Below are 24,437 nucleotides of genomic sequence, written 5' to 3' on the forward strand. Positions count from 1 at the left end.
AATACGCCTCTCCTTTTTGTGCAATGCTTGCTTATTTCTGCTCTTCCTGGGCCTCGATACTGGCCACTTCCGCGGCCACTTCCTCTGCCACCAGATCGCTCTTGCTCTTTTTGTTCTTGCTCTGCTTGCGCAGATTGGAGAACAGTGTGGCGGCGATGATGACAATGAAGAGGATGGAGATGGGCCGGGTAAACAGGATGGTATAGCTGCCGCCCGAGATCAGCAGTGCCCGGGACAGGTTCTGTTCCACGGTGGGCCCCAAGATGATACCCAAAAGCACCGGGGCAACCGGGTAGTCCGCCTTGGTCATAAAGTAGCCCGCGATGCCGGCCACCACGGTGGTAATCACATCAAATACATTGTTGCGCATGGCAAAGGAGCCGGTCAGCGCCAAAACAAAGATCACCACGGTGATCATGTTCTTCGGCAGGGACAGCACCTTGGCGAAGAGCCGGGCGCACAGCAGGCCGAAAATCACGATGAACAGATTGGAGGTGATAGTGGCGGCGAACACGGAATAGATGGTCTCCGGATGATCCCGGAACAGCAGCGGTCCCGGGGTCAGGCCCAGCACCATCAGTCCGCCCAGCAGCACCGCCGTACCGGCCTCGCCGGGGATGCCCAGGGTGAACATGGGGATCAGGGCGCCGTTGACGCAGGCATTGTTGCCGGACTCCGGAGCGGCAATGCCCTCGATGGCGCCCTTGCCGAACTCCTCCGGATGCTTGCTGGAGCGCTTGGCCTCGCCATAGGACAAGAAAGCGGCGATATCCGTGCCCGTGCCGGGCACGGCGCCCACAAAGGTGCCGATGAAGGCGGACTTCACCACGTGGGGCAGAATCCGGAGGAAGTCCTTGGCCGAGATGCCGATGTGCTCGATCTTCAGCTGCTTGGCCTGGGGCTGGTCATACTCTTCCACGCTGTTGAGCGCCTGGGCCATGGCAAAGAGGCCGATGAGCACCGCCTGCAGCGACACGCCGCTCAGCAGGTTCATGGAACCAAAGGTGAAACGGATGCTGCCGCTGATGGGGTCAATGCCGATGGTGGCCATCAGCAGGCCCACCAGGCCGGCGATGTAGCCCTTAATCAAGGACTTCCCGGAGACAAAGCTGATCATGGTCAGGCCGTACACAGCCAGCCAAATGTATTCAGGCGCGCCGAACTTCAGCGCGATTTTTGCAATGGTAGGAGCCAGGAAAGTCAGCACCAGGGCGCCGATCAGGCCGCCCATTGCCGAGGCGATGGTGGAAGTGGCCAGCGCCCTGCCGGCCTCGCCCCGTTTTGCCATGGGATAGCCGTCGATCAGCGTGGCGCCGGCGGCAGGGGTGCCGGGGGTGCGCAGCAAAATGGCGGAGATGGAGCCGCCGTAGATGGCGCCGGCAAAGATACCGATCAGCAGGGAAAGGCCCACGTCGGAGGGCAGGGAATAGGTGAAGGGCAAGAGAAGCGTCATGCCCATGGTGCCCGTCAGGCCGGGCAGGGAGCCGATGACCACGCCGGCGATCACACCGATCATCAGGTAGAGCCAGCCGCCGTTTTCGATCATCCGCACGAAACCGTCAATCAATAAACTCATGATACCCTCCTTTTAACCCAGGAACGCCAGCAGGCCCTTGGGCAGGGGGACCAGCAGCAGCATGTGGAAGAGATAGTAAGAGGCAAGTGTCGTCGCAAGGGGCAGAACAAGATAGACCCACACTTTTTTGACCCGGAACAGCTTCAGCAGGCAAACCATCAGGATCAGGGAGCACAGGATGTAACCCACCGGCTTGAGCAAAACGGCATAAAGGATGATCAGCCCGATGGCGATGATCACTTCCTTCTTGTTGGCTACCGTCACACTGGTGGTGAGCTTGCCCCGCAGGGCATTGGCCAGTTGCACAGTGGCTGCCACGCTCATCAGCACGCAGATGATGCGGGGCCATACGTCCGGGTTCAGGGAATTGTCGGCGGTTGCCTTGAAAGAGGCGCTGTAGACAAACACAAAGATGGTCACAGCATAGACGGCCAGTGATACGACAATATCAATCCAGTTCCTCTTTTTTGTTGATTCCATGGCCTTTTTTCCTTTCAGCTGTATAATCAGAAGGAGCTCCTGCTCCCGCCGCCCTGGTCAGTCCGGGGCGGCAAAAAGCAGGAGCTTTTCTTCAGGTTTTCGCGATTACTGAGACAGGCCCAGCAGTTCGCAGACGGACTTCATGCTGGCGGCGGTCTCGTCGCACAGCTGCTTGTACTCCTCGGTGGGCAGGTACTTGATGCCCAGGCCCATGTTGTCCATGGCCTCGATGAAGCTGGGCTCCTCGCTCATCTTGCCGAAGGCCTCGTCCAGAGCGGCAACCACTTCGGGATCCATGCCGGCCGGTCCGCCGATGCCGCGGAAGGTGGACAGGGTGATATCATAACCCTCGTCCTTCATGGTGGGGACATCGGTGCTGAAGATGGTCATGGGCTCGTCGGAGAAGGTGGCCAGGACGCGGATGTCGCCGGAGGCCTCCAGCGCGGTCTCCTCGGCGCCGGAGAAGGTGACGGCGTCAATGTCGCCGCCCATCAGGGCCGCGTTGCCGGTGGAAGAGCCGTCATAGGGGACATAGGTGACCTCGATGCCGGCAGCGTCGGCAAACAGGCCGCCGGCCAGGTGCCACAGGAAGCCGGTGCCGGAGTGGCCGATCTTCAGGGCGCCGGGGTTGGCCTTGGCATATTCCACCACGTCAGCCACGGACTGGAAGTCGGAGCTGGCGGAGACAGCCAGGGCGGCGGGGTCGGAGTTGATGTTGCAGATCTGGGTGAAGTCGCTGAAGTCAAAGGTGTAGACGCCCTGCTCCTTCAGGAAGGACAGCTCAACAGGCAGCAAAGCCAGGGTGTAGCCGTCGGGCTCCGCGGAGAGCAACTGGGCCAGGCCCACAGCGCCGCTGCCGCCGGTGACGTTCTCCACATTGATCTTTACGCCCAGATACTTCTCGGCGTTCTCAACCAGCTTTCTTGCAACGGTGTCGGTGCCGCCGCCGGCAGACCAGGGAACGATCATGGTGATGTCGTGGTCAAAGGTCACGCCGCCGGCCTCGCCGGAACCGGAACCGCTGGCACTGCCGCTGCCGGACGCGCTGCCGGAAGCAGAGCCGCCGCCGCTGTTGCCGCAGGCCACCAGAGAGAGGGCCAGCACAAGAGCCATGGCCAAAGACAAAAACTTCTTCATGGTAAATCCTCCATTTTTTCAGATGTATTTATCAACAGCTCAAATGAGCAGCCGATCAGAAACCGCCGCCGGATGTCCCAAATTCCACATCCGCAGCAAGAATTGCAGGGTCAGATGAGACCATCCACCCTTTACAGCTTCTTTTCACAATCATCATATTGTACGATGTCGCGCAGTTTATGTTAGATGACTTTGCCCCCAATGTCAATCTATTTTGGTCAGAAACCGCCGTGTTTTCACAATTCCTCCGTTTTAACTAAAAAGCCCGTTTGTTTTTTGTTAAATATTTGGAAGAAAATTTTTGCTATTTTTACAGCTTCTTTTTCCGCGTTTTTCACCAACTTGAAAGAAAAGCTTGACTTTTTTATAAAATGTATTATTGTTTTTTGTATGATGTCTGTTGGACCTGGGCTGCCGCGTGCGGACCGGAGACTTTGGCATGGGCGCCGTCTTCGCGGCACAATTTGAAATTCTAATAATTGGAAGGAGCATTCCTATGATTACAAGCAACGATCCTCTGTTCAGCGTAGAAAACAAGATCTGCATCGTCACCGGCGGCATGGGCCAGTTGGGCGCGCAGTTCAGCAAGGCCCTCTGGGAGCGGGGTGCACGGGTGGCCGTGTGGGGCCGCCACGTCCCCCAGGAGAAGATCGAAAAGATTTACACCAAGGAGCAGTACACCTCCGACCGCCTGAAGTTTTACACCGTGGACATCACCAGCAAGGAGAGCCTCAACAAGGCCCTGGACGAGATGGAACAGGCCTGGGGCGGCGCCCCCGACGTGCTGGTGAACAACGCCGGCATCGACACCCAGCCCTCCGCGCCCCCGGAGGTTTCCGGCCCCTTTGAGAACTTCCCCGAGGAGGTGTTCCGCGAGGTGGTGGATGTGAACCTGGTCGGCACCTTCCTGGCCTGCCAGGCGGTGGGCGCCCGGATGGTGAAGGCCAACAAGGGCGGCTCCATCATCAACATCGGCTCCATCTACGGCATGGTTTCCCCCATCCAGGACATCTATGCCTATAAAAAGGAGCAGACCAGCGTGCCCTTCATCAAGCCTGTGGCCTACTCCGCCGCCAAGTCCGGCATTTATAACCTGACCCGCTACCTGGCCACCTATTGGGGCAAGCAGGATATCCGGGTGAACACCCTGACGCCTGCCGGCGTGTGGAGGGACACCCAGGACGCCACCTTCCAGGGCAACTTCTGCGCCAGAATGCCCATGGGCCGCATGTCCCAGGAGGATGAGTACAACGGCGCCATCATCTTCCTGGCCTCCAAGGCGTCCTCCTTTATGACCGGCTCCAACCTGATCATCGACGGAGGCTGGACAGCATGGTAAATTCCGCCCATCCCGAACTGCAGAAGATTTTTTCCGCCCTCACCGTGCCCATGCACGCTGACGAGAGCGTCAACTATGAGGCCCTTGCCCAGATCGTGGAGGCTCAGATCGCCGACGGCGTGGAGGGCTTCTACTGCTGCGGCTCCTCCGGAGAGGGGCTGCTGCTGACGCTGGAGGAGCGGAAAAAGATTCTGGAGTGCACGCTGCGCCAGGTCTCCGGCCGGGTGCCGGTGGTGGCCCATGTGGGCACCATCCGCACCGCCGATGTCATCGACCTGGCCCGTCATGCCAAAAGCGCCGGCGCCGCGGCGGTGTCCATGATCCCGCCCTACTATTATAAGTTCTCCATGGCGGAGATCACCGGCTACTACAAAGCGGTGCTGGATGCCGTCCCCGGGCTGGAGGCCATCCTTTACAACATCCCCCAGTTCACCGGCGTGGAGTTCAGCAAGGACAATGCGGCGGAGCTGCTCAGCGACCCGCGGATCATCGGCATCAAGCACACCTCCCAGAACCTTTACAGCCTGGAGCGGATGTCCGTGGCCTATCCCGACAAGGTACTCATCAACGGCTTTGACGAGATGTTCTTAGGCGCGCTCTCCATGGGCGCCAGTTGCACCATCGGCACCACAGTGAACCTGTTTGCCCCCACCTTTTTAAAGGTGCGGGACCTCTACAATGCCGGGCGCATGGCCGAGGCATTTGCCCAGCAGAACCTCATCAACCACCGGGTGGAGGTCATGGTGAAGGCCGGAATCTTCAGCGCGGTGAAATACGGCTGGACGGTGCGCGGCATCGACTGCGGCGCCTGCCGCAGCCCCTTCGCGCCGCTGACGGAGGAGGCCAAGGCTTCCGTCCGGGAGCTGTTTGCCTGATCCCAACCAAATCTCAAAGGAGCACCCTATATGAATCAGGAAGTCCTGGCCACCGCCGTCTCTTCGGTCGTGCTGTTTCTGCTGTTGACCATCCCAGGTTTCCTCTTCGCAAGGAAAAACTGGATCAGCGGAGAGCAGATGGACGGCCTGTCCGCCATCGTGGTCAACTACCTCTCTCCGGCCACCATTCTCAATGCCCTGATCCACAACACCCTGACCCCCCAGCTGCTGATAGACGCCGGCACGGCGCTGGGCACCATGGCGGCCGGCATCGCGCTGGGTATTGCGGCCGGCTTCCTCTACATGAAGCTGCGCAGGACAGGGCCCAACCCCGGTTACATCACGCTGTTCCTCATGACCTTTTCCAACACCGGCTTCATCGGCATCCCATTGCTGCAAATGCTCCTGGGCACCGACGCGCTGTTGTTCGCCGCCTGCGGGGAGGTGATCAACGACCTGTGCATCTTCTCCTTTGGCATGATGATTGTCCAGGTTGGGTGCGGTCAGGCGCGGCGCATGAACCTGCGTGGCCTTCTGAACCCCTGCTTCCTCTGCGCGGTGGGCGGCGTGGCGATTTTGCTCAGCGGCATACAGCTGCCGGAGCTGGTGAACAAGCTGCTCTCCACCGCCGCCGGAGGCACCGTGCCCCTGGTGATGTTCCTCATCGGCGCCCAGTTGGGCAAGTGCGACCTCAAGTCCCTGTTTGGAGAGCGCCGCCTCTATGAAATCGTTGCGCTGAAGCTCATCGGCGTGCCTGGGCTCCTCTTCCTGCTGGTCTATGGGCTTTTGGGCGTGCGGACCTTTGCCGTGCGGGCCATCCTGCTGATGACCGCGATGCCCTCCGCCACCATCTGCGCCATACTGACCCGCAAGTACCACGGAGATGCCGACCTTGCCTCCCGGGCAGTGATGCTCTCCACCCTCCTTTCCGTCGTCACCATTCCTTTCTGGGTGGTGCTGACCGCCCTCTGAGCGATTCAAAGAAAAAAAGACAGCCGCTTATGCGGCTGTCTTTTTTTCTTGGCTGATTTACGCAGCGGCGCCGGTGGCGCCGGCCAGGGAGTTCATCATCGCATCCAGGCTGCCCAGGTCGACGATCTGAGCGGCGGCGGGGGGAACGGCGGCGGGCTTTTCCGTGGTGACCGCCATCTTCATGTCCATGGTGATCTTGGCGGTACCCATCTCACCCATATCCATGTTCATGGTGATGGTGGCGGAGTCCTTGGTCATGGTGCCGTCACCGGACACGCTGACGCTGCTGCCCTCCTGGGTCATACCCATCTTGAAGGTCATCTTCATGGAGCCGTCGCTGTTGGCCTTGATGGTCATGGACAGGTCGTCAAACAATGCCGCGGTCTCGCTGTCCAGCTTGGACTTGTCAAAGCTCCACTGATAGGAGGAGCCCACCTTGGTGTAGGCGCTGTCGCCCAGGAACGCACTGGCGGCAAGGGCATCGGCCTTCACGGCATCATAAAGCTGCGCGGGTGCATTGGCGTCCAGGCTGGCCGCCATCTTTTCCATCATATAGATAGTCTGGCCCACGGTGCTGGAATCCTTCATCCCGGAAAGATCGCCAAGGCCCAGGGTCATCTTGTACCAGGTCTCGCCGTTCACCGTGGTCTCCTCAGTGGCCATGGCATCCAGCAGGGGCATGTTCATGTAGATGACGTCGTTTTTGTAATCATAGATCATCTTCATGGTGATGTTGCTGAGCATCTGGCGCATGGCCTCGGCTTCCTCAGCGGTCATGGCGCCGCTCTTCACCGCGGCATCCAGATCCATCTCCTTCAGCAGGGAAGACATATCGATCTTAGCGTCCATCTCCAGGCTCTGCTGATCCTGGATCATGGTCATATCCATCTTCATGTCGAACTTGACCTCCGCGCCGGTCTCGTCCTTGGAGGTCATGGCGATGTTGGCGGTGGCAGTGGTCTTGTAGTTCTTGTTGGGATCGCTTGCCAGCTTGGCCAGGGCTTCGTTGAGCACGGTGAAGCTTTTGTCGATTTCCTCGATCAGCGCATCCTTGTCCACCAGGACCGCAGCGCGGTCGTCGCTGTCCCAGAACACGTCATAGCCCAGGGCCTGGGCAAAGAAGCGGACAGGCACATAGGTGCGGCCGGCCTTAATGTAGCAGGGGACATCCATCTGGATGCTCTCGGACTTGCCGTCGGCGCCGGTCTTGGTGACCACCTTGCCGCCGGCCTCAAAGCTCAGCGTGGTGTCGCCCAGCTTGCAGGTGATGGTGCCGCCGGTGACATACTCCACCTTACCGCCCAGGGTCTCCATCAGAGCGCGATAGGGCACCATGGTGCGGCCGGAGGTCAACTCAGGCTTTGCGTCGGGGAAGGCGACCGACTCGCCGTTGAGAACCACCTGGATGTCCTTCTGGGCAGTGGTCTCCGCAGCAAAGGAAGGTACCGCCAGCGCAAGGGCCAGTACCAGCGCCAATGCCAGAGATAAGATCTTTTTCATTGTTTTGTCCCTCTTTTTCAGATTTGATTCTCACCGCCGTATGGCGGATGAGCTTCTTGCATCCTATTTTATCGTTTATCGGCCCGATTGTCTATAGGGAAACAAAAAACAACGGCCCTCCGGCTGTTATTTTTTCGTTAAGATGTCCCTGCCGCAGAGGCGGAAAGGGGATTCCATCACTTTTTATATGATTGTTTTTTTCAATTTTACCAGTTCATTCAGTGCAAAATACAATCGTCAAATTATTGACTTTTTTTCTCGATTTTTGTATTATTTTACCCGTTGCAACGATACTTTGTTTATTTTTAAGGAGATTCGTTTCATGAAAAAAATGCTTTCTCTTGCCCTGGCTTGTATTGTGGTACTTTCCCTGAGCGCCTGCGGAAACGGCGGTGGCTCCGCCTCCTCCGGGAGCGCTTCCTCCGCCGGCGGCAGCGCCTCCTCCCAGCCTCAGACCATCCAGCTGGGCAGCGGCGGCACCTATGCGGACATGATTGAGGTCCTGGCTGAGCTGGTGGCCGACCAGGGATACAACGTGGAGGTAGTCCTCTTTGACTCCAACTCCGGCCCGGCCGACGCCTGCAGCGGCGGTGACATCGACGGGTTCATCTACAACCACGCCCCCTGGCTGGAGCAGTACAACCTGAACAACAACACAGACCTCACTCCGGTGAGCTCTTTGTACTATGGCCGCACCGCCCTCTACTCCGCCAAGTACACCTCTTTGGACGAGCTGCCCGACGGTGCTTCCATTGCCATTCCCAACGACTCCACCAACATGGAGAACACGCTGCTGTTTCTCCAGGATCTGGAGCTCATTGAGTTAGGGGAGAAGACCGAGAGCTTCTACACCACCCTGGACGTGGTCAGCAACCCCAAAAACATCAAGTTCGTGGAGACTGAAATTTCCTACACCGCCCGCAGCATCGAAGACTGCGATGCCGTGGTCTGCCCCGCCCAGTACATTCTGGACACCAACCTGGACCCCAATGTGTTTTTGGCGGAAAACACAGCCAAGCAGGGCTATCCCATCGGCCTGACCGTGCGCGCCGAGGACGCGGACAGCGAGTGGGTGAAGGCATTGGACGAGGCGCTGCACTCCGACGAGTTCCGCACCCGGTTCGACGAGTTATACAAAGGAACCCTGGTGCTGTATTGATACATCCATCTGGAAGGGGCGGCCGGAGCGCCGCCCCTTGCCATTGTGGGAGGAGGAGAGCCCTTGATAGAAATACGCGGTCTTTGCAAGCATTTTGACGACTTTTCCGCCCTGGAGGACATCCATATGACCATGGAGAGCGGAAAGGTCTACGGCCTTATCGGCCAGAGCGGCTCCGGGAAGTCCACGCTGCTTCGCTGCATCAACGGCCTCACCGGCTATGAAAGCGGCAGCCTGAAGGTGGACGGCGTGGAGGTGTCCACCCTATCCGGGCTGGAGGCCCGCCGGTTCCGCCGGGACATCGGCATGATCTTTCAGCAGTTTTCCCTGCTCAAGCGGCTGAGCGTCTACGACAACGTGGCACTGCCCATGCGGTGCTGGAAATACAGCAAAAGTGAGATCGACAAGCGGGTCACGGAGCTTTTGGAGCTGGTCCACATCGCCGATAAGCGGGACGCCCTGCCCACAGAGCTCTCCGGCGGCCAGAAGCAGCGGGTGGCCATTGCCCGGGCGCTGACGATGAATCCCAAATTCCTACTCTGCGACGAGGCCACCTCCGCCCTGGACCCCAACATTGCGGAAACCATTATGGACCTCCTTTCGGACATCAACCAGCAGTTAGGGATCACCATGATCGTCGTCACCCATCAGCTGTCCATCCTGAAGTCCTCCTGTGAGCAGGTTTATCTTTTGGAGCGGGGCCGCCTGGTGGCCCAAGGGGATATCACCTCCCTCTTCTCCACGCCTCCGGAGGCCCTGCGCCGCCTGATGGGCAGCCAGGAGGCCGTTGAACCCACCGGCGGCGGGACAGTGCTGCGCCTGCTGCCCACCCGTCAGCAGGCGGCCCAGCCCATCCTCTCCCGGATGGCCCGGGAGCTGGGCCAGGACTTCAGCGTCCTGAAGGCGGACAGGGAGCAGTACCGCCACGGCGCGGTCACCTACCTGATCATCGAGGTGCCCAATGGGCTCCTTCCCCAGGTCCGGGACTGGCTGAAGCTCCGGCAGATCGCATGGGTGACGGAGCCCGGCGGGCAGACTGGAAAGGAGTAGGAGACCCAATGGACGCAGAACTGATCGCAAGATTCAAGAAATACTTTTTCGGACTCATTGAACCGGCCATCTACGACACATTGGCCATGTTGGCCGCCACCATGGTGCTGGCCATTTTGTTCGGCTTTCTCATCAGCGTGGTGCTGGCCACCACCCGGCCCGGCGGGCTCAAGCCCAACAGGGCCGTCTACTCCGTGCTGAACTTCCTTGTGAACTTCATCCGCTCTTTTCCCATTATGATCCTCATCGTGGCCCTGCTGCCGGTGACCCGGGCCGTCATGGGCACCACCATGGGCATCCGGGGCGCCGTATTCCCCCTGACCGTGGCGGCCACGCCCTTCATGGCCCGGATCTTTGAAAACGCCATGGTGGAGGTGGACCCCCAGCTCATTGAGGCCGCCCGGTCCTTCGGCGCCTCCAACCTTCAGATCATCTTCCGGGTGATGCTGAAAGAGGCCGTCCCATCCATCGTTTCCGGCACCACCCTGGCCACGGTCACCTACCTGTCCGCCACCACCATCGCCGGCGCCATCGGTGCCGGCGGCCTGGGCTCCATTGCCATGAACTACGGATACCACCGCTTTGACGACATGGTGCTCTACACCGGCGTCGTCATATTGTGCATCCTGGTTCAGCTGATCCAGCTGATCGGCAACCAACTTTACAAGCGTCTATAAAGGAGAACGTGCATGAAAGAGTTTACTGTCAAAGAGCTTGCGGACCGGCTGAGCTGCGCCATTGACTGGCCCCGCCAGGCGGTCGGCGTCCGCTTCCTGTTCACCAAGCAGGAATTTGAGGACGCGCAGGCCATAGAGCTGACAAAGCCCATCAACTACTGCATGATGGTCAAATCCGCCACATTGGGCCATGCCGTAAAGGCGGATGCCTCCAGCCACCGGTGCGCTGCCGCGGCCCGTGCCCTGGGGCTGGAGCTTCCGGACGAATCCCACCGCAGCGGACGCAGGGGGCTCGCCTTCCGCCTGTACCATGATTTGGGCACCGCAAAGTACACCCGGGACCGCCAGACCCTCTGTGACCACAAGGCATACGGAGTCATGGTCAAGCCCCTCTCCCAGTACGCTGACTCTGAGGAGGCGCCCCACCTGGTCCTCCTCATCACCAGCCCCTATTACGCCATGCGTTTGATTCAGGGCTATACCTATTACTACGGCATCCAGACCAACTTCAAGATGTCCGGCCTTCAGGCGATCTGCTCCGAGTCCACCGCCTATCCCTATATGTCCAACAGCATCAATCTCTCCACGCTGTGCGGCGGAACCCGGCTGTACTGCAAATGGAGCGACAGCGAACTGGCGGTCTCCATCCCCTACAGCAAATTCCCGCTGAGCGTGGAGGGGCTTTTGCGCACCATGGACTTGCAGGACAGCAATGAGAAAAAGGCCGTCGCCCGGCAAAAGCTCAAAGCGAACGGCATGGAGGAGGAATTCCCGCTACAGGACGACTTCTCCTACTGCTACATAAGCTCCGCCTATGAATAAGAGAGGGGCCTTCCGGCTCCTCCCTTTTCTATTTGGGCAGCGGTTTCCCGTCTGCAATCTTTTCTGAAAAGTACTCCCTTGCCAGCTCCGCGAAGGCCACGCTGGCATTGCTCATCACACGGCCCTTCTTGCTGACCAGCCCCAAGTCCCAGGTGACGTCCGCGTCCGTCACGTCAAGGAGGCGGATGTTCTTATTGTCCACAGAGTCCCAGATGGGCTGGCCCATGAGGAACACACCCCAGTTGCGGCTCACCAGGGAGGCCAGGAAGTCGCAGTCCGTGGAGGACAGGGCGACATTCGGGGTAAAGCCTGCATTTTCGCAGTTTTTCATAAACTGGCGGTACAGGGAGTAATCGTCGCTGACCGTGAGGAAGGTCTCATTGCTCAGCTCCTGGAAGGAGACAGACCTGCGGGACGCCAGGCGGTGGCTCTTGTGGACCCCTAACTTCAGATTCTGGTTGACCATGGGGATGATGTCGTACTTGCTCTCGTCGATGGGCATCATCTTCATGGCAAAGTCCGCGTCCTGGGACTCCAGCAGCTCCAGCCCGCTGGTGCCGCACTTGCTCTCCACGTGGATGGTGACGCCGGGGTATTTCTCATGATAGATGGACAGCAGTTCCCCCAAGTACACCTTGCTCAGCACAGGCGCGGCCACAATGGACACATTGCCGATGATCTCCCGGCTGATGCTCCAGGACCCCTCCACCATACGGTTGTAAGCCGCAAGGAAATCCCGGGCATAGCTGTAAAACAGCTTGCCCTCACTGGTGAGGTTCATCTTTTTGGCGTTGTAATAAAAGAGGTTCAGCCCAAACTCTTTCTCCAGCTTCTGAATGGCCACGCTCAGCGTGGGCTGAGAAACATTGAGGGATTTTGCCGCCGCCGAATACCCCTCCCGGTCGGCGATCTCCACAAAGTAGATAATCTGCTTAATATCCACGCCCTTGCTCCTCATCCCCCTGCCCACATAGTTCTCCGTTCCCATGGCAGGGGCGGTCTTTGGCTGTTCGTTTATACTCTGGGTTGTCGTGTGCATATCTTCCATTCTACCTTTTCAATATAGTCTATCATAATCCCTTTGGAAAAAATATGCAAGCCGGAAAGCCCCATATCCTTTCCAAAAGGCCAGCAAAAAAAGGCAGAAACCATTGCTTCTGCCTTTTTTGCTGTATAGAGAGGGAGTATTAGTCTGCCATCAGGTCCGCGTCAAAGGGCAGGTCCTTGCTCAGCAGCTCGTAGCCGTCCTCGGTGACCAGGATGTTCTGCTCCATATGGGTGCCGCCCACCTCCGGACGGTCGAACATGGTGACCCGGGGCTCCACGGCCATGACCATGCCCGGACGCAGCACGTAATCCACGCCCTTGTTGATAGAGGGGGAGCCGTGGAGGCCGTAGCCCAGCTGGTGGCCGGTGGCGAACTTGTGCTCATACTTCTCAAAGCCCATCTCCCGGATGACCCGGCGGGCTGCTGCGTCCACATCGCCGCAGGTGTTGCCGGGCTTGACGGTGTTCAGCGCCTCCTGGAGGGCCAGGTAGTTGACCTTGTACATCTGCTTCTGGAGATCGGTGGGCTTGCCGGTGCACATGGAGCGGCCCACGTCGCCGGTATAGCCCCGGTACACGGAGCCCAGGTCGATGATGACCATCTCGTTTTCCTGGATAACCCGCTCCGTGGAAATGCGCTCAAAGATGGCGGAGTTGACGCCGGAGGCGATGTTGGTGACAAAGGGCGTCATCTCGCTGCCTAACTCACGCATCTTGTACTCGGCATAGGCGGCCACCTCGTACTCGGTCTTGCCGGGCTTGCAGAACTCCAGTGCGGCGTTGCAGCCCACCACAGCGATCTCAACGGCGCGGCGCAGGTGCTTGATCTCCTCGGGGTGCTTGACCACCGTCAGATCCACCCACATCTTGCTGATGTCCACAAACTCCATGGCGGGGAACTCCGCCTTCAGCTGCAGGTACATCTCAAAGGGCAGCAGCTCCACGCCCACGCGGCCGGAGGTAATGCCGTAGTCCCGGAAGATCTTGATGACCTCTTCGCCCCACTTGGAGAAGCCGGGCAGCTTGCGGTGGTCCTTGATGTCGGAGCGGATCTGAATGCGGTAGTTGTCGCTGCCGGAGGTGTGGCCCACCACGGTGTCCCGGCCCTTGGGGATCACGGCCAGGTACTCCGGCTCATAGAAGGGGCGGTACCCCTTGACATAGAAGTCCGTGGCATAGCGGACGGTCTCCGCCTTCAGCAGCAAGATGGCGTCCAGCCCGTTCTCCTCCATGGCCTTCTGGATTTTCTCCTTCTTGGCCTGATGCAGTACGTCCCCGCCGTAGTAGGAAGGGTCTTCTTTCCACAGTTCCATTTTGTTTCTCCTTTATATCAATTTAAACATTCTTTTTCTTCTTCAGCAGCGGCTGTACATAAGGCCACACCACGCTGAACACAATGACGATCACCAGCACCAGGGAGACCGGGCGGGTGAAGATGGCCTTGATGGTTTCCGAGCCGAAGAGCTGGTTGGCCCGGATCAGCTGGTTGTCCGCTATGCCGCCGAGGACGATGCCCAATACAATGCCTGGCAGCGAGAAGTCAAACTGCTTCATCAAGTAGCCCACCAGGCCGAAGGCAAACATCAAAAACACATCAAACATGGCGTTGCGGCAGGCAAAGGAGCCGGCAATGCAAAACACCATGATGCAGGGGGCTAAAATCTTGGTGGGGATATCCAGCAGGTTGGTGAGGCCAAAGCCCGCGCCGATGGCCATGACCAGCATCACCACCTGGGACAGGATGGCCGCCAGAATCAGCACGTACACCATGGGCATCTGATCCCGCACCAGGGTGGGACCCGGCGTCAGGCCCTGGATGCTGAGAGCCCCCAGCAAAATGGCGCAGGTGGAGCTGCCCGGGACGCCCAGAGCCAGGGTGGTCATCAGCGCGCCGCCGGTGCAGGCGTTGTTGGCGGCCTCCGGGGCCACCACGCCCTCGGGGCAGCCGGTTCCGAACCGGGGGCCGCACTTGGAGGACTTCTTGGTCATGCCGTAGGCGGTGAAGGCGGCCACGGTGCCGCCGGCGGCGGGGATGGCGCCGATGATCATACCTGTCACACCGCAGGTGATGATGGTCTTGGGATAACGCAGGGCCCAGTGCATGCCCTTTAATATCTTTCGGACACTGGTCTTGGTCTGAGCGTCCTTGTTGACGATAAACTCCTTGCCCACCATGCTGAATACCTCAGACATGGCAAAAAAACCGATGATGGCCGGCACCACCTGAACGCCCTCGGCCAGGTATATGGAGCCAAAGGTGGCCCGCCATTCGCCGGTGGGCGTCATGCCCATGGTGCCGATCAAAAGGCCCACAAAGCCGGAGAGCAGCGTCTTGGGCACGTTGGCGCTGGAGGAGAGCACCGCCAGGATGCTCACGCCCATCAGCGCGATGAGGAACATCTCCGTGGGCCCGATCTTCACCGCCATGCGGGCGATGGGCACCATGGCGAAGATCATAAAGACATAGCTGATGAGCCCGCCGCAGGCCGATGAACAGAAGGCCACGCCCAACGCCTCGCAGCCCTGTCCCTTCAGCGTCATCTGATAGCCGTCAAAGGTGGAGGCGGAGGATTCCGGCGCCCCCGGGGTATTGAGCAGGATGGCTGTGATGCTGCCGCCATAGATGGTGGCGATGTACACGGAAATCAAAAATACCAGCGCGTTCACCGGGGTCAGGGCAAAGGTGACAGGGAGCAGGATACCGGTGGCCATGCTGGAGGTGAACCCGGGGATGGCGCCCACGATGATGCCCATGAAGGTGCCGATGATGATCCACATCCAGGTGCTGCCGCTGGCAAGCTCACCCAGCGCGTTTCCCACATATGTTGCGATTTCTGCCATTTGCGTCTCTCCTTACTTCAGAAACGTCAGCAGACCAGCGGGCAGGGGAACCGCCAGCCACACTTTAAACACCAAATACACAAAGGTGACCATAACCACCGGCACAAGAATCAATGCCAGTTTGTTTTTGACTCCCAGAATGATCATGGAAACCAGCAGGAACAGGAAAACGGAAAGCACCGCGCCCAAGAAGTTGAAGCACAGCAGCGTGGCCAGCACCAGCAGCACAAAAGCCACTAACTTTCCGGTGACGCCGAATCCGATTTCCTCTCCATCCGCCTCCGCCGGGGATTCCCGGCGGAAGTGGATGGACTGCTTGATGCACAGAATGCTGAATATCAGGATGCCCGCCAGCAAAAAGCCGGGGAACATCAGCGACGCGGAGGACAGCCCCCGGGCCGCGATTGCATAGGCGGCGGCGAAGAGATCCATCAGCAGCACCACAACGATTTCCTTGGATATCTCCACCTGACCGGTTTTTGTCTTGATTCTAAACATGGGCAGTCCTTTCTTAAATTAGCTCTCAGCAAACAGAGGCGCGACCACGGTCTCCACCTCGTCGGCCATCTGCTCCATCTGCTGGGAGTAGGTGGCGCCGGAAGCCAGCACGGCGGAATCATAAACATTGGCGTCCTTCAGAGTCTGGATATACTCCTCGTTGGCGCAGGCCTTCTCAAAGGCGCTGATCAGCTTCTGATAACGGTCGGGGTACTGGTCCACAAAGTCCTTGGAAACCCAGTAGCAGCCCATTCTGGCCTGGAACTCGTCGGAGGGCATTTCCACGCTGTAAGCCTTCAGCTGCTCATTGAAGGAGACAGCGTCGGGCCAAGCGGTGTTGGCCTCTGCGGTGCCGATGCCCAGGGCCTTGGCCTCGGTGACCAGGTCCACACGGGCGTAGGCGTCGCCGAAGATCACGTCCACATGCCCGCCCAGAAGCGCCGCGGAGGCGTCGGAGCCGCCGTCATAGGAGACCAGTTTGATGTCCAAATCCAGGTTGTCTTTCAGCCACAAGGCGGTCGCCTGCTGGCCGCCGCCGGCCGCATAGCCCACGGAATACTTGCCGGGGTTGTCCTTGGCGCCCTCGATGAAGTCGCCAAGCGTGTTGAACTCACTGGCGTTGAGGGCCAGCATGACGATGGGATCGTAGGACTCCACCCACACGGGCACCAGGTCGCCGTAGTCATAGGTGGTATCCTGAAGGGCCACGGTGTAGAAAATGCCAGGGGCGTTGACCGCCAACAGGTTGTAGCCGTCGGGGTCTTTTCTCAGGAAGGACTCCGCGGCGATCTGGCCGCTGGCGCCGCCCTGGTTTTCCACCACCACGTTGACGCCCAACTCATCCTGGAGATAGGGCTGCACCATTCTGGCCAGCTTATCGCTGGAGCCGCCGGCGCTGTAGGCCACGGTGATGGTGATGGTGCCTTCGGGATACGCGTCGCCGCCGGTGGAGGACGCGTCGCCGCTGCCGGAGGCGGAGGAACCGCCGGAGGAGCTGCCGCCATTGCCGCAGGCGGCCAGCAGGGAAGCGCACATTGCGAGGGTCAGCAACAGAGCAAACAATCTTTTCATGACATTACCCACACTTTCTTTTTCTCATATTTTTCCGGGACCTCCCGGTTTTCTCAGATACGGGTGAATTCAGTCGATGCGTTTGATGCGTTGGTTGCAGCCTGTTCGCTCAGGTCAATGGGCCGCGCAGAAATTCCGGATGCGGACAATGGCCTCGTCAATGTCCTCATCGCTGATGCCGCGGTAGGTTACCAGACGGATGGAGTCGTCGGTGATGTAGTGGGCCCGCACATGGGCCTCCTCTTCCAGGGCCCGGAGCCAATCCTTTCCCTTGAGCGCGCCGTGAAGGTCCACCTTGACGATGTTGGTCTGGACTGTGGAGAGATCAATGGAGATGTCCTTGGCGTCCTGGATGCCCTCGGCCAGCTTCCGCGCCCGGGCGTTGTCGTGGGCCACACGCTCTGAAAGGTGCTGCACCGCGTACATACCGGCTCCGGCCAGCAGTCCCACCTGGCGCAGCTGGCCGCCCATCAGCTTGCGGGTGGCTCTGGCTTTCTCGATGAACTCCCTGCTGCCCACAAGGAACGAGCCGATGGGAGCGGAGAGGCCCTTGGACACGCAGAACTGGACACTGTCCACGCCCTCCGTCAGCTCCGCCACGCTGATGCCTAAGGCGCTGGCGGCGTTGAACACCCGGGCGCCGTCCATGTGAGTGGCCGCACCGTACTGTTTGCACAGCTTCAGGATTTTCTCTATGTCTTCCCGGGAGATCACGCAGCCGCCTTCAAAGTTGTAGGTGTTTTCCAGGCAGACCAGCTTGATGTCGCCGCCCTTGAGAGTCTTTTCCAGCTCCTTAAGGTCGTAGACGCCCTTGGTGTGGGGCAGACAGACCGGCACGATGCCGCACAGGTCCGGGCTGAAGATGCCCTTTTCCGCCTTGTACATGTGCATGTTGACGGCGGTGACCGCCTTCTCGCCGCGCTTGCAGTGGGTGGCGACGCAGACCATGTTGCCCATGCTGCCGGAGGGCACGTACAGTGCGTCCTCCTTGCCAAAGACCTTGGCCACATAGGCCTCGGCCTCCGCGGCGGTGGGGTCCTCGCCCTTGCTGCCCTTTGCCCGTCCATCGTCGCCCAGAGGCACGCTGATCATGTACTCCAGCATCTCCCGGGTGGGAAGCGTGACGGTGTCGCTTCTCAGATCAATCGTTTTCATTCGTTTCCCTCCAAATTTCGGCTGCGGTTGTTCATGCTGCCGCGTTTGAGGTTAATTTATCATTTCATATAGTTAATGTCAATACTAACTATAGTTTATTTTTATTGTTATAAGCATTTTTTCTGTTTTTTATCATTTTAATCACGTTTGTTTGTGCAATTTGCCCTCATTTTTGAAAAGGGCACAAAAAAGAGGACAGTCTTTTATCCAGACTGTCCTCTTTTTTTTAATCATATTATGCAGGATGACGAATTTATTGTGTGCCGGCGCCATCCGTTTATCCCTTGTTGGAAGACAAAAACGACTGATACCGTTCCGCCACCCACTGGCGCAGCGATTCCACGCCCTGTTCGTCCCGGGGGAACTCCCGCTCCTCCACGTCCTCAGCCTTTTCATAGCACAGACGGGTGTAGACGGCGGCGGACACAGTCTCCTTTTCCCGGCGGAAGCGGTAGCGGAACTCCCCCTCGGAGCCGGTGTACACGGTGGCCCGGTCGAACCACTTGGGCGTCAGCGCGGCCAAAATCTCTTCTATGTCAGACATACTGCCCCTCCTTCTGGATTCTGAATGCATTGTACCACAGCCTTTTTTCACCGGCTTACCACCCCTTCGGCATGCGTTTGCCGGCGCGCTACTTCAGCGGAATCCCGCAGGGGTGGGCCGCCCCCTCGTCACACCGGCGATCCGACATCACATAGGAGTAGAATCGGTAACCTCCGGAGAGGTGTGCGCATGCAAATCCGCTGCCGGTGAGGATACGGCAGGCAAGATAGCTGCGCAGCCCGCTGTGGCAGTTGACATAAATCTTCTTGTCGCGGTCCAGTTCCCCCAGCCGTTCCCGCAGGTCATCCAGGGGGATATTGACGGCGCCGGGAATGTGGCCTGAGCGGAACTCCCCAGGCGTACGCACATCTATCAGCGTGGCGCCGCCATCCCGGCACAGGGTGTCCACCTGGTCCCAGTGAAACTGGCGCACCAGGCCTGAGCGCAGGTTTTCGATGGTGAAGCCGGCCACGTTCACCGGATCCCGGGCAGAGGAGTAGGGCGGTGCATAGGCCAGCTCCAACTCGCTCAGATCCGCGGCGTTGAGGCCCTCCCGGACGGCGGCGGCCAGCACATCGATGCGCTTGTCCACTCCGCCGAAACCCACGATCTGGGCGCCTAAAATCCGGCCGCTCTCCGGGTCAAAAAGGGTCTTCAGCGTCAGGTTGGCTGCGCCGGGGTAGTAGCCGGCGTGGTCTGTGGAAAAGTTGACCACCTTTTCATAGGGGATGCCGGCGGCCTGGGCGCTCTTTTCATTGAGTCCCGTGGAGGCTGCGGTCATGCCAAAGAGCTTGATGACCGAAGAGCCCTGGGAGCCCCGGTAGCGCCCCTCCCGCCCGCAGATCCGGTCCGCCGCGATGCGGCCCTGCTTATTGGCTGGGCCGGCCAGGGAGATGAGGGCCGGGCGGCCGCTTACCAGGTGGCGCACCTGCACCGCATCGCCCACAGCGTAGATGTCCGGCAGGGAGGTCTCCATATACTCGTTCACCACGATGGAGCCCTTGCGCCCCAGCTCCAGCCCGGCGTCCCGGGCCAGTTTGGTGTCCGGCTCCACGCCGATGGCCAGGAGCACCAAGTCCGTCTTGAGGGGCGGCTTCTCCTTCAGCACCACCCTCAGACAGTCTCCGGCGTCCTCATACCCGGCGATGGGGGTATTGAGCCGCAGATCCAGCCCCCTGGTCCGGAGGTAGGAGTGGACCTGGCAGGCCATGTCGTAGTCCAGGGGCGGCAGCACCTGGGCGCTGCGCTGGAGCAGCGTGGTGGGGACGCCGGCCTCCATCAGGTTCTCCGCCATCTCCAGGCCGATAAACCCGCCGCCCACCACAGTGGCATGACGGGGCCGGCAGCGCTCCACATACTCCCGGATGCGGAAGGTGTCCTCCACGGTCCGAAGCGTCATGATCCGCCCATCGTCAATACCCGGCAGGTCCGGCCGCACGGCCCTGGCCCCGGGGGAGAGGATCAGCTTGTCGTAGGTCTCCTCATATTCCGTGCCGTCGGCTATGCTCCGCACCGTCACGCTCTTTCGTTCCGGATGAATTGCCGTGGCCTCATGCCCCACCCGCACGTCGATGCGGAAACGGCGGCGAAAGCTCTCCGGCGTCTGGAGGGTCAGGGCCTCTTTATCCGTGATCACGCCGCCCACATAATAAGGCAGGCCGCAGTTGGCGTAAGACACGTAGCCGGAGCGCTCCAGCACCACGATCTCCGCCTGTTCGTCCAGCCGCCGCAGCCGCGCCGCAGCGCTGGCTCCGCCCGCCACGCCGCCAATGATCAATACCTTCATTCGGGTCCTCCTGTTTTTTCTGATCTTGCAATATATGGGTCATTCCTCAATGATGCGGCAGGATATCTTCCCGCCGCTGATGCTCAGCCACCCGCATGTCCCCCGCGCGCCCACGGCGCCCGGGTTCATAATCCAAAGCCCGTCCTGCTGAAAACAGCAGGATTGGTGGGTGTGGCCGAAGAGCAGCACATTGGCTCCGGCGCGCCGGGCGGCGCCGATGGCGGCGCCGTACCCCATCTTCACCTGCCAGCGGTGGCCGTGGGACAGCAGCACCCGGCAGCCGTCCACCATCAGATTTTTGATGTCCGGCTCTTCCGTCCAGCCGTCGCAGTTGCCCGGAACCGCGGCCATGGGGACCTGGGGGCACTCCCGGCCCAGGGCCCTTGCATCCCGCAGCAGGTCTCCTAAGTGAAAGACCGCGTCGGGCCGGAGGGAACGGGTGAGACGGACCATGTTGTCCACATTACCGTGGGAGTCGGAAAAAACCAAAATGTTCATTGAGTCCCTCCCCTTGATTCCGGCAGGGCCGGTTGAGGGTATCTTAATCCATGGGGCCGGCCCTGTCAAGAAAGAACCCCTCCCGCCTTTCGGCGGGAGGGGGAATTGGATGAAATCACGCGCAGAAGGCCCGGTAGACGGCGGAGATGGCTTTTTCAAAGTCGGCCTCATCCACGCCGATGATGATATTCAGCTCGCTGGAGCCCTGGTCGATCATCCGGAGGTTCACGTCCGCCTCGGCAATGGCGGTGAACAGCCGGGCGGCCAGGCCCTTCCGGCGCACCATGCCCCGGCCCACCACGGCGATCATGGCCATGGCGTCCTCCACGGAGACGGCGTCAGGGTTGACAGTGGAGCAGATCTTCTGAACGATCTCCTGGCGGTGGGGCTCAAACTCCGCGGAGGCCATGACCACGGACAGCGTGTCAATCCCGCTGGGCATGTGCTCAAAGTTCACGCCGCACTCCTCCAGGGCGCTGAGCACCTTGCGGCCAAAGCCCACCTCGGAGTTCATCTGGTCCTTTTCAATGGTCAGCACCGTAAAGCCCTTGCGGCCCGCCACGCCCGTGATGCTGCCCTCGGGCTGCTCCTGGGCCTGGGGCACGATCAGCGTACCCGGGTCCTGGGGCCGGTTGGTGTTGCGGATGTTGATGGGGATGCCAGCCGTCTTCACCGGGAAGATGGCGTCCTCATGGAGGACGCTGGCGCCCATATAGGCCAGCTCCCGCAGCTCCGTGTAGGTGATGACGCCGATGGGCCTGGGGTCGGGGACGATCCGGGGGTCGGTGACCAGCATGCCGGACACGTCCGTCCAGTTCTCATAGACGTCGGACTGGGAGGCCCGGGCCACAATGGCGCCGGTGATGTCCGACCCGCCCCGGGAAAAGGTGCGGATGGAGCCGTCGGGCAGGGCACCGTAAAAGCCGGGAACCACGGCCCTGGGCAGTTCCTTCAGCTTTGCGCCCAGCACGCTGTTGGTCCGCTCCGCGTCAAAGGCGCCTTCGGCTGTAAAAAACACGCACTCCGCCGCGTCCAGGAAGGGCACGTCCAGATAGGCGGCCATCACCTTGGAATTTAAGTACTCGCCCCGGCTGGCCGCAAAGTCCCGCTGGGGATGCTCACGCAGCCGGGCCTCGATCTCATTAAGGTCCTGCTCCAGGGAGAAGTCCAGGCGGAGCCGGGTGATGATCTCGTCAAACCGGGCCCGGATCTCCGTGAAGGGGCCGGTAAAGTCCTGGCCTTGCAGGGCCAGGTCATAGCAGCAGTACAATAGGTCCGTGACCTTGATGTCGCCGGAAAAGCGCTTGCCAGGCGCGGAGGCCACCACATAGCATCGCTCCGGGTCCTGGCGGAGGATGGCCCCCACCTTTTCAAACTGGGCGGCGGTGGCCAGGGAGCTTCCGCCGAACTTGACTGTCTTCATTCCGTCCCTCCTGATTCGCCGATCATGGACTGCATGTCGTAAAGTCCCGCGGGCTTGCCCAGGAGGAACCGGGCGGCGGTGAGCGCCCCTTCTGCGAACAGCGCGCGGCTGTAAGCCTCATGCTTGAGCGTGATCGTCTGGGTCTCGGTGGTAATCATCACCTCGTGGGTGCCCACAACACCGCCCATCCGGATGGCGCTGATGCCGATTTCATCGCTTTCCCGTTTGCACTGGCCGCTCCGGCCGCAGTGGTTCTTCAGCTCCGGCCGCGCCTGGCGGACGGCATCGGCCAGCATCAACGCCGTGCCGCTGGGGGCGTCCGCCTTGCGGTTGTGATGGATTTCCACAATTTCAATGTCCGCGCCCTTCAGTACCGCGGCAGCCTGCCGGGCCAGGGAGCAAAGCAGTGCCACGCCCACCGACATGTTGGCGCTGAAAAACACAGGGATTTTGTTCGCCGCAGCAAAGATGAGCTCTCTCTCCTCCTCCGTGTGGCCGGTGGTGGCGATGACCACCGCAAGGCCCTTGCCGCAGGCGTAGGCCAGCAGCGGGCCCACGGCGGTGTGATGGGAAAAGTCAATGACCACATCCGCCTCGGGCGCACCGTGCAGGTCGGTGAGCACACCGTTCTCTTTTCCATAGGCGTCCACCGCGGCGGCAAGTTCGCCGCCCTGGTAGCCCTCCTTTACCAGCCGGACGATCTCCCGGCCCATGTGCCCACAGGCACCGTTCACAATGACCCTCATACCCGCAGCCCCTGCTCTCTCATGGCCTTCAGCAGGCGCTGGCGGTTGGGCTCCTCCATGGGCGTCATGGGCAGGCGGAGCTTCCCGCCGCACATGCCCATCGCGGCCAGGGCGGCCTTGACGGGGATGGGGTTCACCTCGCAGAACAGCGCGTGGATCAGCTCCAGGTACCGCAGCTGCAGCGCGGCGGCCCCGGCCACGTCGCCGGCAAAAAAGCGCTTGCAGATCTCCGTGGTCTCCCGGGGCAGCACATTGGACAGCACGCTGATGCAGCCGATGCCGCCCACGGACAAAATGGGCACGATCTGGTCGTCGTTGCCGGAATAGAGGTCCAGCTTGCCCTGGACCAGGGCGGCGGTCTCCACGATCCTGGAGATGTCACCATTGGCCTCCTTGATGGCCTGGATGCGCTCGTGCTCGGCCAGTTTCACATAGGTCTGGGGCTGGATTCCGCAGCCGGTGCGGGAGGGTACATTGTAGAGGATCAGAGGGATTTTGCTCTTGTCCGCAATGGCGGTGAAATGAGCCACCAAGCCGGCCTGGGTGGCCTTATTATAGTAAGGGGTCACCACAAGGGCGCCATCGGCGCCCACCTCGGAGGCGAACTCCGTCAGCTCAATGGCGCTCTCCGTGCAGTTGCTGCCTGTGCCCGCCACAAGGGGCACCCGGCCTGCCACACGCTCCACCGCAAAGCGGATGATCTCCTTGTGCTCCTCCACCGACAGCGTGGGGCTCTCGCCGCTGGTGCCGCAGGAGACCAGCGCGTCAATCCCGCTTTCGATCTGCCAGTCGATGAGCCGGCCATAGCTCTCATAATCCACACCTTTGTCGTTAAACGGGGTGATGAGCGCGGTTGCAATCCCTCTGAAAATTTCGTTTGACATGTCAATGCCCTCCCGTTTCTAAATTCATAAACTGACATCTGTTCATTCGCAAAAATAAAGAACAACCTTTGCGAAAAGGTTGTTCTTTACATGAACTCGTATAGCCGGGCCGCCGCGACAAGCGCCGCTGCCCCGATACAAACACTTGTAAAGATAGCTCTCCGCATCATGCGACAGCCCGGCTGCTGTTCGTTTACCGGGCCAGTACAGCCCCGCTGCACCCGGGTACTGCCTTCGGCGTCCCGCGCCTTTCCCCCGGCCAACGGCCTGCACTGCCTTGGCAGCCGGGTTACTCATCGCGCAACGCGCCTCTATCTCTATCTATTATGAGTGACATAATACCGTATCCGCGGCAAA

23 protein-coding genes and 1 riboswitch are annotated in these 24,437 nt (G+C 60.1%); of the genes, 7 read left to right on the forward strand and 16 right to left on the reverse strand.

Translation table 11 applies throughout. The features are described 5' to 3' along the window. Positions 1–31: 31 nt before the first annotated feature. The 3 genes from H8790_RS11365 to H8790_RS11375 form a co-directional block, all read right to left on the reverse strand. Entirely contained in the window at positions 32–1,576 is a 1,545-nt protein-coding gene (locus H8790_RS11365; protein WP_187332612.1) for a tripartite tricarboxylate transporter permease, read from the reverse strand. A gap of 12 nt (positions 1,577–1,588) precedes the next feature. Beyond that, complete coding sequence (locus H8790_RS11370) at positions 1,589–2,056, reverse strand: tripartite tricarboxylate transporter TctB family protein (RefSeq protein WP_187332613.1); 468 nt, start codon at positions 2,054–2,056, stop codon at positions 1,589–1,591. A 105-nt stretch (positions 2,057–2,161) separates the two neighbouring features. Further along, complete coding sequence (locus tag H8790_RS11375) at positions 2,162–3,193, reverse strand: tripartite tricarboxylate transporter substrate binding protein (RefSeq protein ID WP_187332614.1); 1,032 nt, start codon at positions 3,191–3,193, stop codon at positions 2,162–2,164. 496 nt (positions 3,194–3,689) lie between these two features. Here H8790_RS11375 and H8790_RS11380 point away from each other — a divergent pair, with 496 nt between their 5' ends. The 3 genes from H8790_RS11380 to H8790_RS11390 are packed head-to-tail and all read left to right on the forward strand — an operon-like array spanning position 3,690 to position 6,379. After that, positions 3,690–4,532, forward strand: coding sequence for an SDR family oxidoreductase (locus H8790_RS11380; protein WP_187332615.1), 843 nt, complete (start codon positions 3,690–3,692; stop codon positions 4,530–4,532). Continuing rightward, positions 4,526–5,407, forward strand: coding sequence for an N-acetylneuraminate lyase (locus tag H8790_RS11385; protein ID WP_187332616.1), 882 nt, complete (start codon positions 4,526–4,528; stop codon positions 5,405–5,407). Before H8790_RS11380 ends, H8790_RS11385 begins: the two co-directional genes overlap by 7 nt. Positions 5,408–5,437: 30 nt before the next feature. Next, positions 5,438–6,379: an AEC family transporter gene (locus H8790_RS11390; RefSeq protein ID WP_187332618.1), complete on the forward strand. Its 942-nt coding sequence runs from the start codon at positions 5,438–5,440 to the stop codon at positions 6,377–6,379. A 57-nt stretch (positions 6,380–6,436) separates the two neighbouring features. Here H8790_RS11390 and H8790_RS11395 read toward each other — a convergent pair whose 3' ends face one another. Then, positions 6,437–7,879: a stalk domain-containing protein gene (locus H8790_RS11395; RefSeq protein ID WP_187332620.1), complete on the reverse strand. Its 1,443-nt coding sequence runs from the start codon at positions 7,877–7,879 to the stop codon at positions 6,437–6,439. 322 nt (positions 7,880–8,201) lie between these two features. Here H8790_RS11395 and H8790_RS11400 point away from each other — a divergent pair, with 322 nt between their 5' ends. The 4 genes from H8790_RS11400 (at position 8,202) to H8790_RS11415 (ending at position 11,587) form a co-directional block, all read left to right on the forward strand. Next, on the forward strand, positions 8,202–9,038 hold the full coding sequence (locus tag H8790_RS11400) for a MetQ/NlpA family ABC transporter substrate-binding protein (RefSeq protein WP_187332621.1): 837 nt from the start codon (positions 8,202–8,204) through the stop codon (positions 9,036–9,038). A 63-nt stretch (positions 9,039–9,101) separates the two neighbouring features. Continuing rightward, on the forward strand, positions 9,102–10,088 hold the full coding sequence (locus H8790_RS11405) for a methionine ABC transporter ATP-binding protein (RefSeq protein WP_187332622.1): 987 nt from the start codon (positions 9,102–9,104) through the stop codon (positions 10,086–10,088). Positions 10,089–10,096: 8 nt separating this feature from the next. Continuing rightward, a complete protein-coding gene (locus H8790_RS11410; RefSeq protein ID WP_187332624.1) occupies positions 10,097–10,765 on the forward strand; it encodes a methionine ABC transporter permease in 669 nt (222 codons plus the stop codon). 12 nt (positions 10,766–10,777) lie between these two features. Next, positions 10,778–11,587, forward strand: a complete 810-nt coding sequence (locus H8790_RS11415) for a DUF169 domain-containing protein (RefSeq protein WP_187332625.1) — start codon at positions 10,778–10,780, stop codon at positions 11,585–11,587. 28 nt (positions 11,588–11,615) lie between these two features. On the opposite strand, the gene H8790_RS11420 is transcribed toward H8790_RS11415, so the two are convergent. The 12 genes from H8790_RS11420 to dapA all read right to left on the reverse strand — a co-directional run bounded on the left by H8790_RS11420 (position 11,616) and on the right by dapA (position 24,080). Beyond that, on the reverse strand, positions 11,616–12,626 hold the full coding sequence (locus H8790_RS11420; protein ID WP_187332626.1) for a LysR family transcriptional regulator: 1,011 nt from the start codon (positions 12,624–12,626) through the stop codon (positions 11,616–11,618). Between the two features lie 148 nt (positions 12,627–12,774). Then, positions 12,775–13,947 carry a M24 family metallopeptidase gene (locus H8790_RS11425; protein WP_187332627.1) on the reverse strand — a complete coding sequence of 391 codons (1,173 nt, stop codon included), beginning with the start codon at positions 13,945–13,947 and terminating at the stop codon, positions 12,775–12,777. A gap of 22 nt (positions 13,948–13,969) precedes the next feature. Continuing rightward, positions 13,970–15,475, reverse strand: coding sequence for a tripartite tricarboxylate transporter permease (locus H8790_RS11430; RefSeq protein WP_187332629.1), 1,506 nt, complete (start codon positions 15,473–15,475; stop codon positions 13,970–13,972). Positions 15,476–15,487: 12 nt separating this feature from the next. Beyond that, on the reverse strand, positions 15,488–15,973 hold the full coding sequence (locus H8790_RS11435; RefSeq protein WP_187332631.1) for a tripartite tricarboxylate transporter TctB family protein: 486 nt from the start codon (positions 15,971–15,973) through the stop codon (positions 15,488–15,490). A gap of 18 nt (positions 15,974–15,991) precedes the next feature. Continuing rightward, positions 15,992–17,044, reverse strand: a complete 1,053-nt coding sequence (locus H8790_RS11440) for a tripartite tricarboxylate transporter substrate binding protein (RefSeq protein ID WP_187332633.1) — start codon at positions 17,042–17,044, stop codon at positions 15,992–15,994. Positions 17,045–17,158: 114 nt separating this feature from the next. Beyond that, on the reverse strand, positions 17,159–18,199 hold the full coding sequence (locus H8790_RS11445; protein ID WP_187332634.1) for a GntG family PLP-dependent aldolase: 1,041 nt from the start codon (positions 18,197–18,199) through the stop codon (positions 17,159–17,161). A 277-nt stretch (positions 18,200–18,476) separates the two neighbouring features. Next, positions 18,477–18,743 (reverse strand): hypothetical protein, encoded by a 267-nt coding sequence (locus H8790_RS11450; RefSeq protein WP_187332636.1) that lies wholly within the window; start codon positions 18,741–18,743, stop codon positions 18,477–18,479. A gap of 88 nt (positions 18,744–18,831) precedes the next feature. Continuing rightward, positions 18,832–20,529 carry an FAD-dependent oxidoreductase gene (locus H8790_RS11455; RefSeq protein ID WP_187332638.1) on the reverse strand — a complete coding sequence of 566 codons (1,698 nt, stop codon included), beginning with the start codon at positions 20,527–20,529 and terminating at the stop codon, positions 18,832–18,834. A 39-nt stretch (positions 20,530–20,568) separates the two neighbouring features. After that, positions 20,569–21,027 carry a metallophosphoesterase family protein gene (locus tag H8790_RS11460; protein WP_187332639.1) on the reverse strand — a complete coding sequence of 153 codons (459 nt, stop codon included), beginning with the start codon at positions 21,025–21,027 and terminating at the stop codon, positions 20,569–20,571. A gap of 115 nt (positions 21,028–21,142) precedes the next feature. After that, the gene (locus tag H8790_RS11465) at positions 21,143–22,450 is read right to left on the reverse strand and encodes an aspartate kinase (protein ID WP_187332641.1); all 1,308 of its coding nucleotides are present in this window, start codon (positions 22,448–22,450) and stop codon (positions 21,143–21,145) included. Continuing rightward, positions 22,447–23,196 carry a 4-hydroxy-tetrahydrodipicolinate reductase gene (gene dapB / locus H8790_RS11470; protein ID WP_187332643.1) on the reverse strand — a complete coding sequence of 250 codons (750 nt, stop codon included), beginning with the start codon at positions 23,194–23,196 and terminating at the stop codon, positions 22,447–22,449. Before dapB ends, H8790_RS11465 begins: the two co-directional genes overlap by 4 nt. Continuing rightward, positions 23,193–24,080 carry a 4-hydroxy-tetrahydrodipicolinate synthase gene (dapA, locus tag H8790_RS11475; RefSeq protein ID WP_187332645.1) on the reverse strand — a complete coding sequence of 296 codons (888 nt, stop codon included), beginning with the start codon at positions 24,078–24,080 and terminating at the stop codon, positions 23,193–23,195. The genes dapB and dapA overlap by 4 nt, the downstream gene beginning before the upstream one ends. Before the next feature lie 146 nt (positions 24,081–24,226). Next, positions 24,227–24,402: riboswitch (Lysine riboswitch) on the reverse strand. Positions 24,403–24,437: the final 35 nt, after the last annotated feature.

Source organism: Oscillibacter hominis, from assembly GCF_014334055.1.
GTDB lineage: Bacteria > Bacillota > Clostridia > Oscillospirales > Oscillospiraceae > Oscillibacter > Oscillibacter hominis.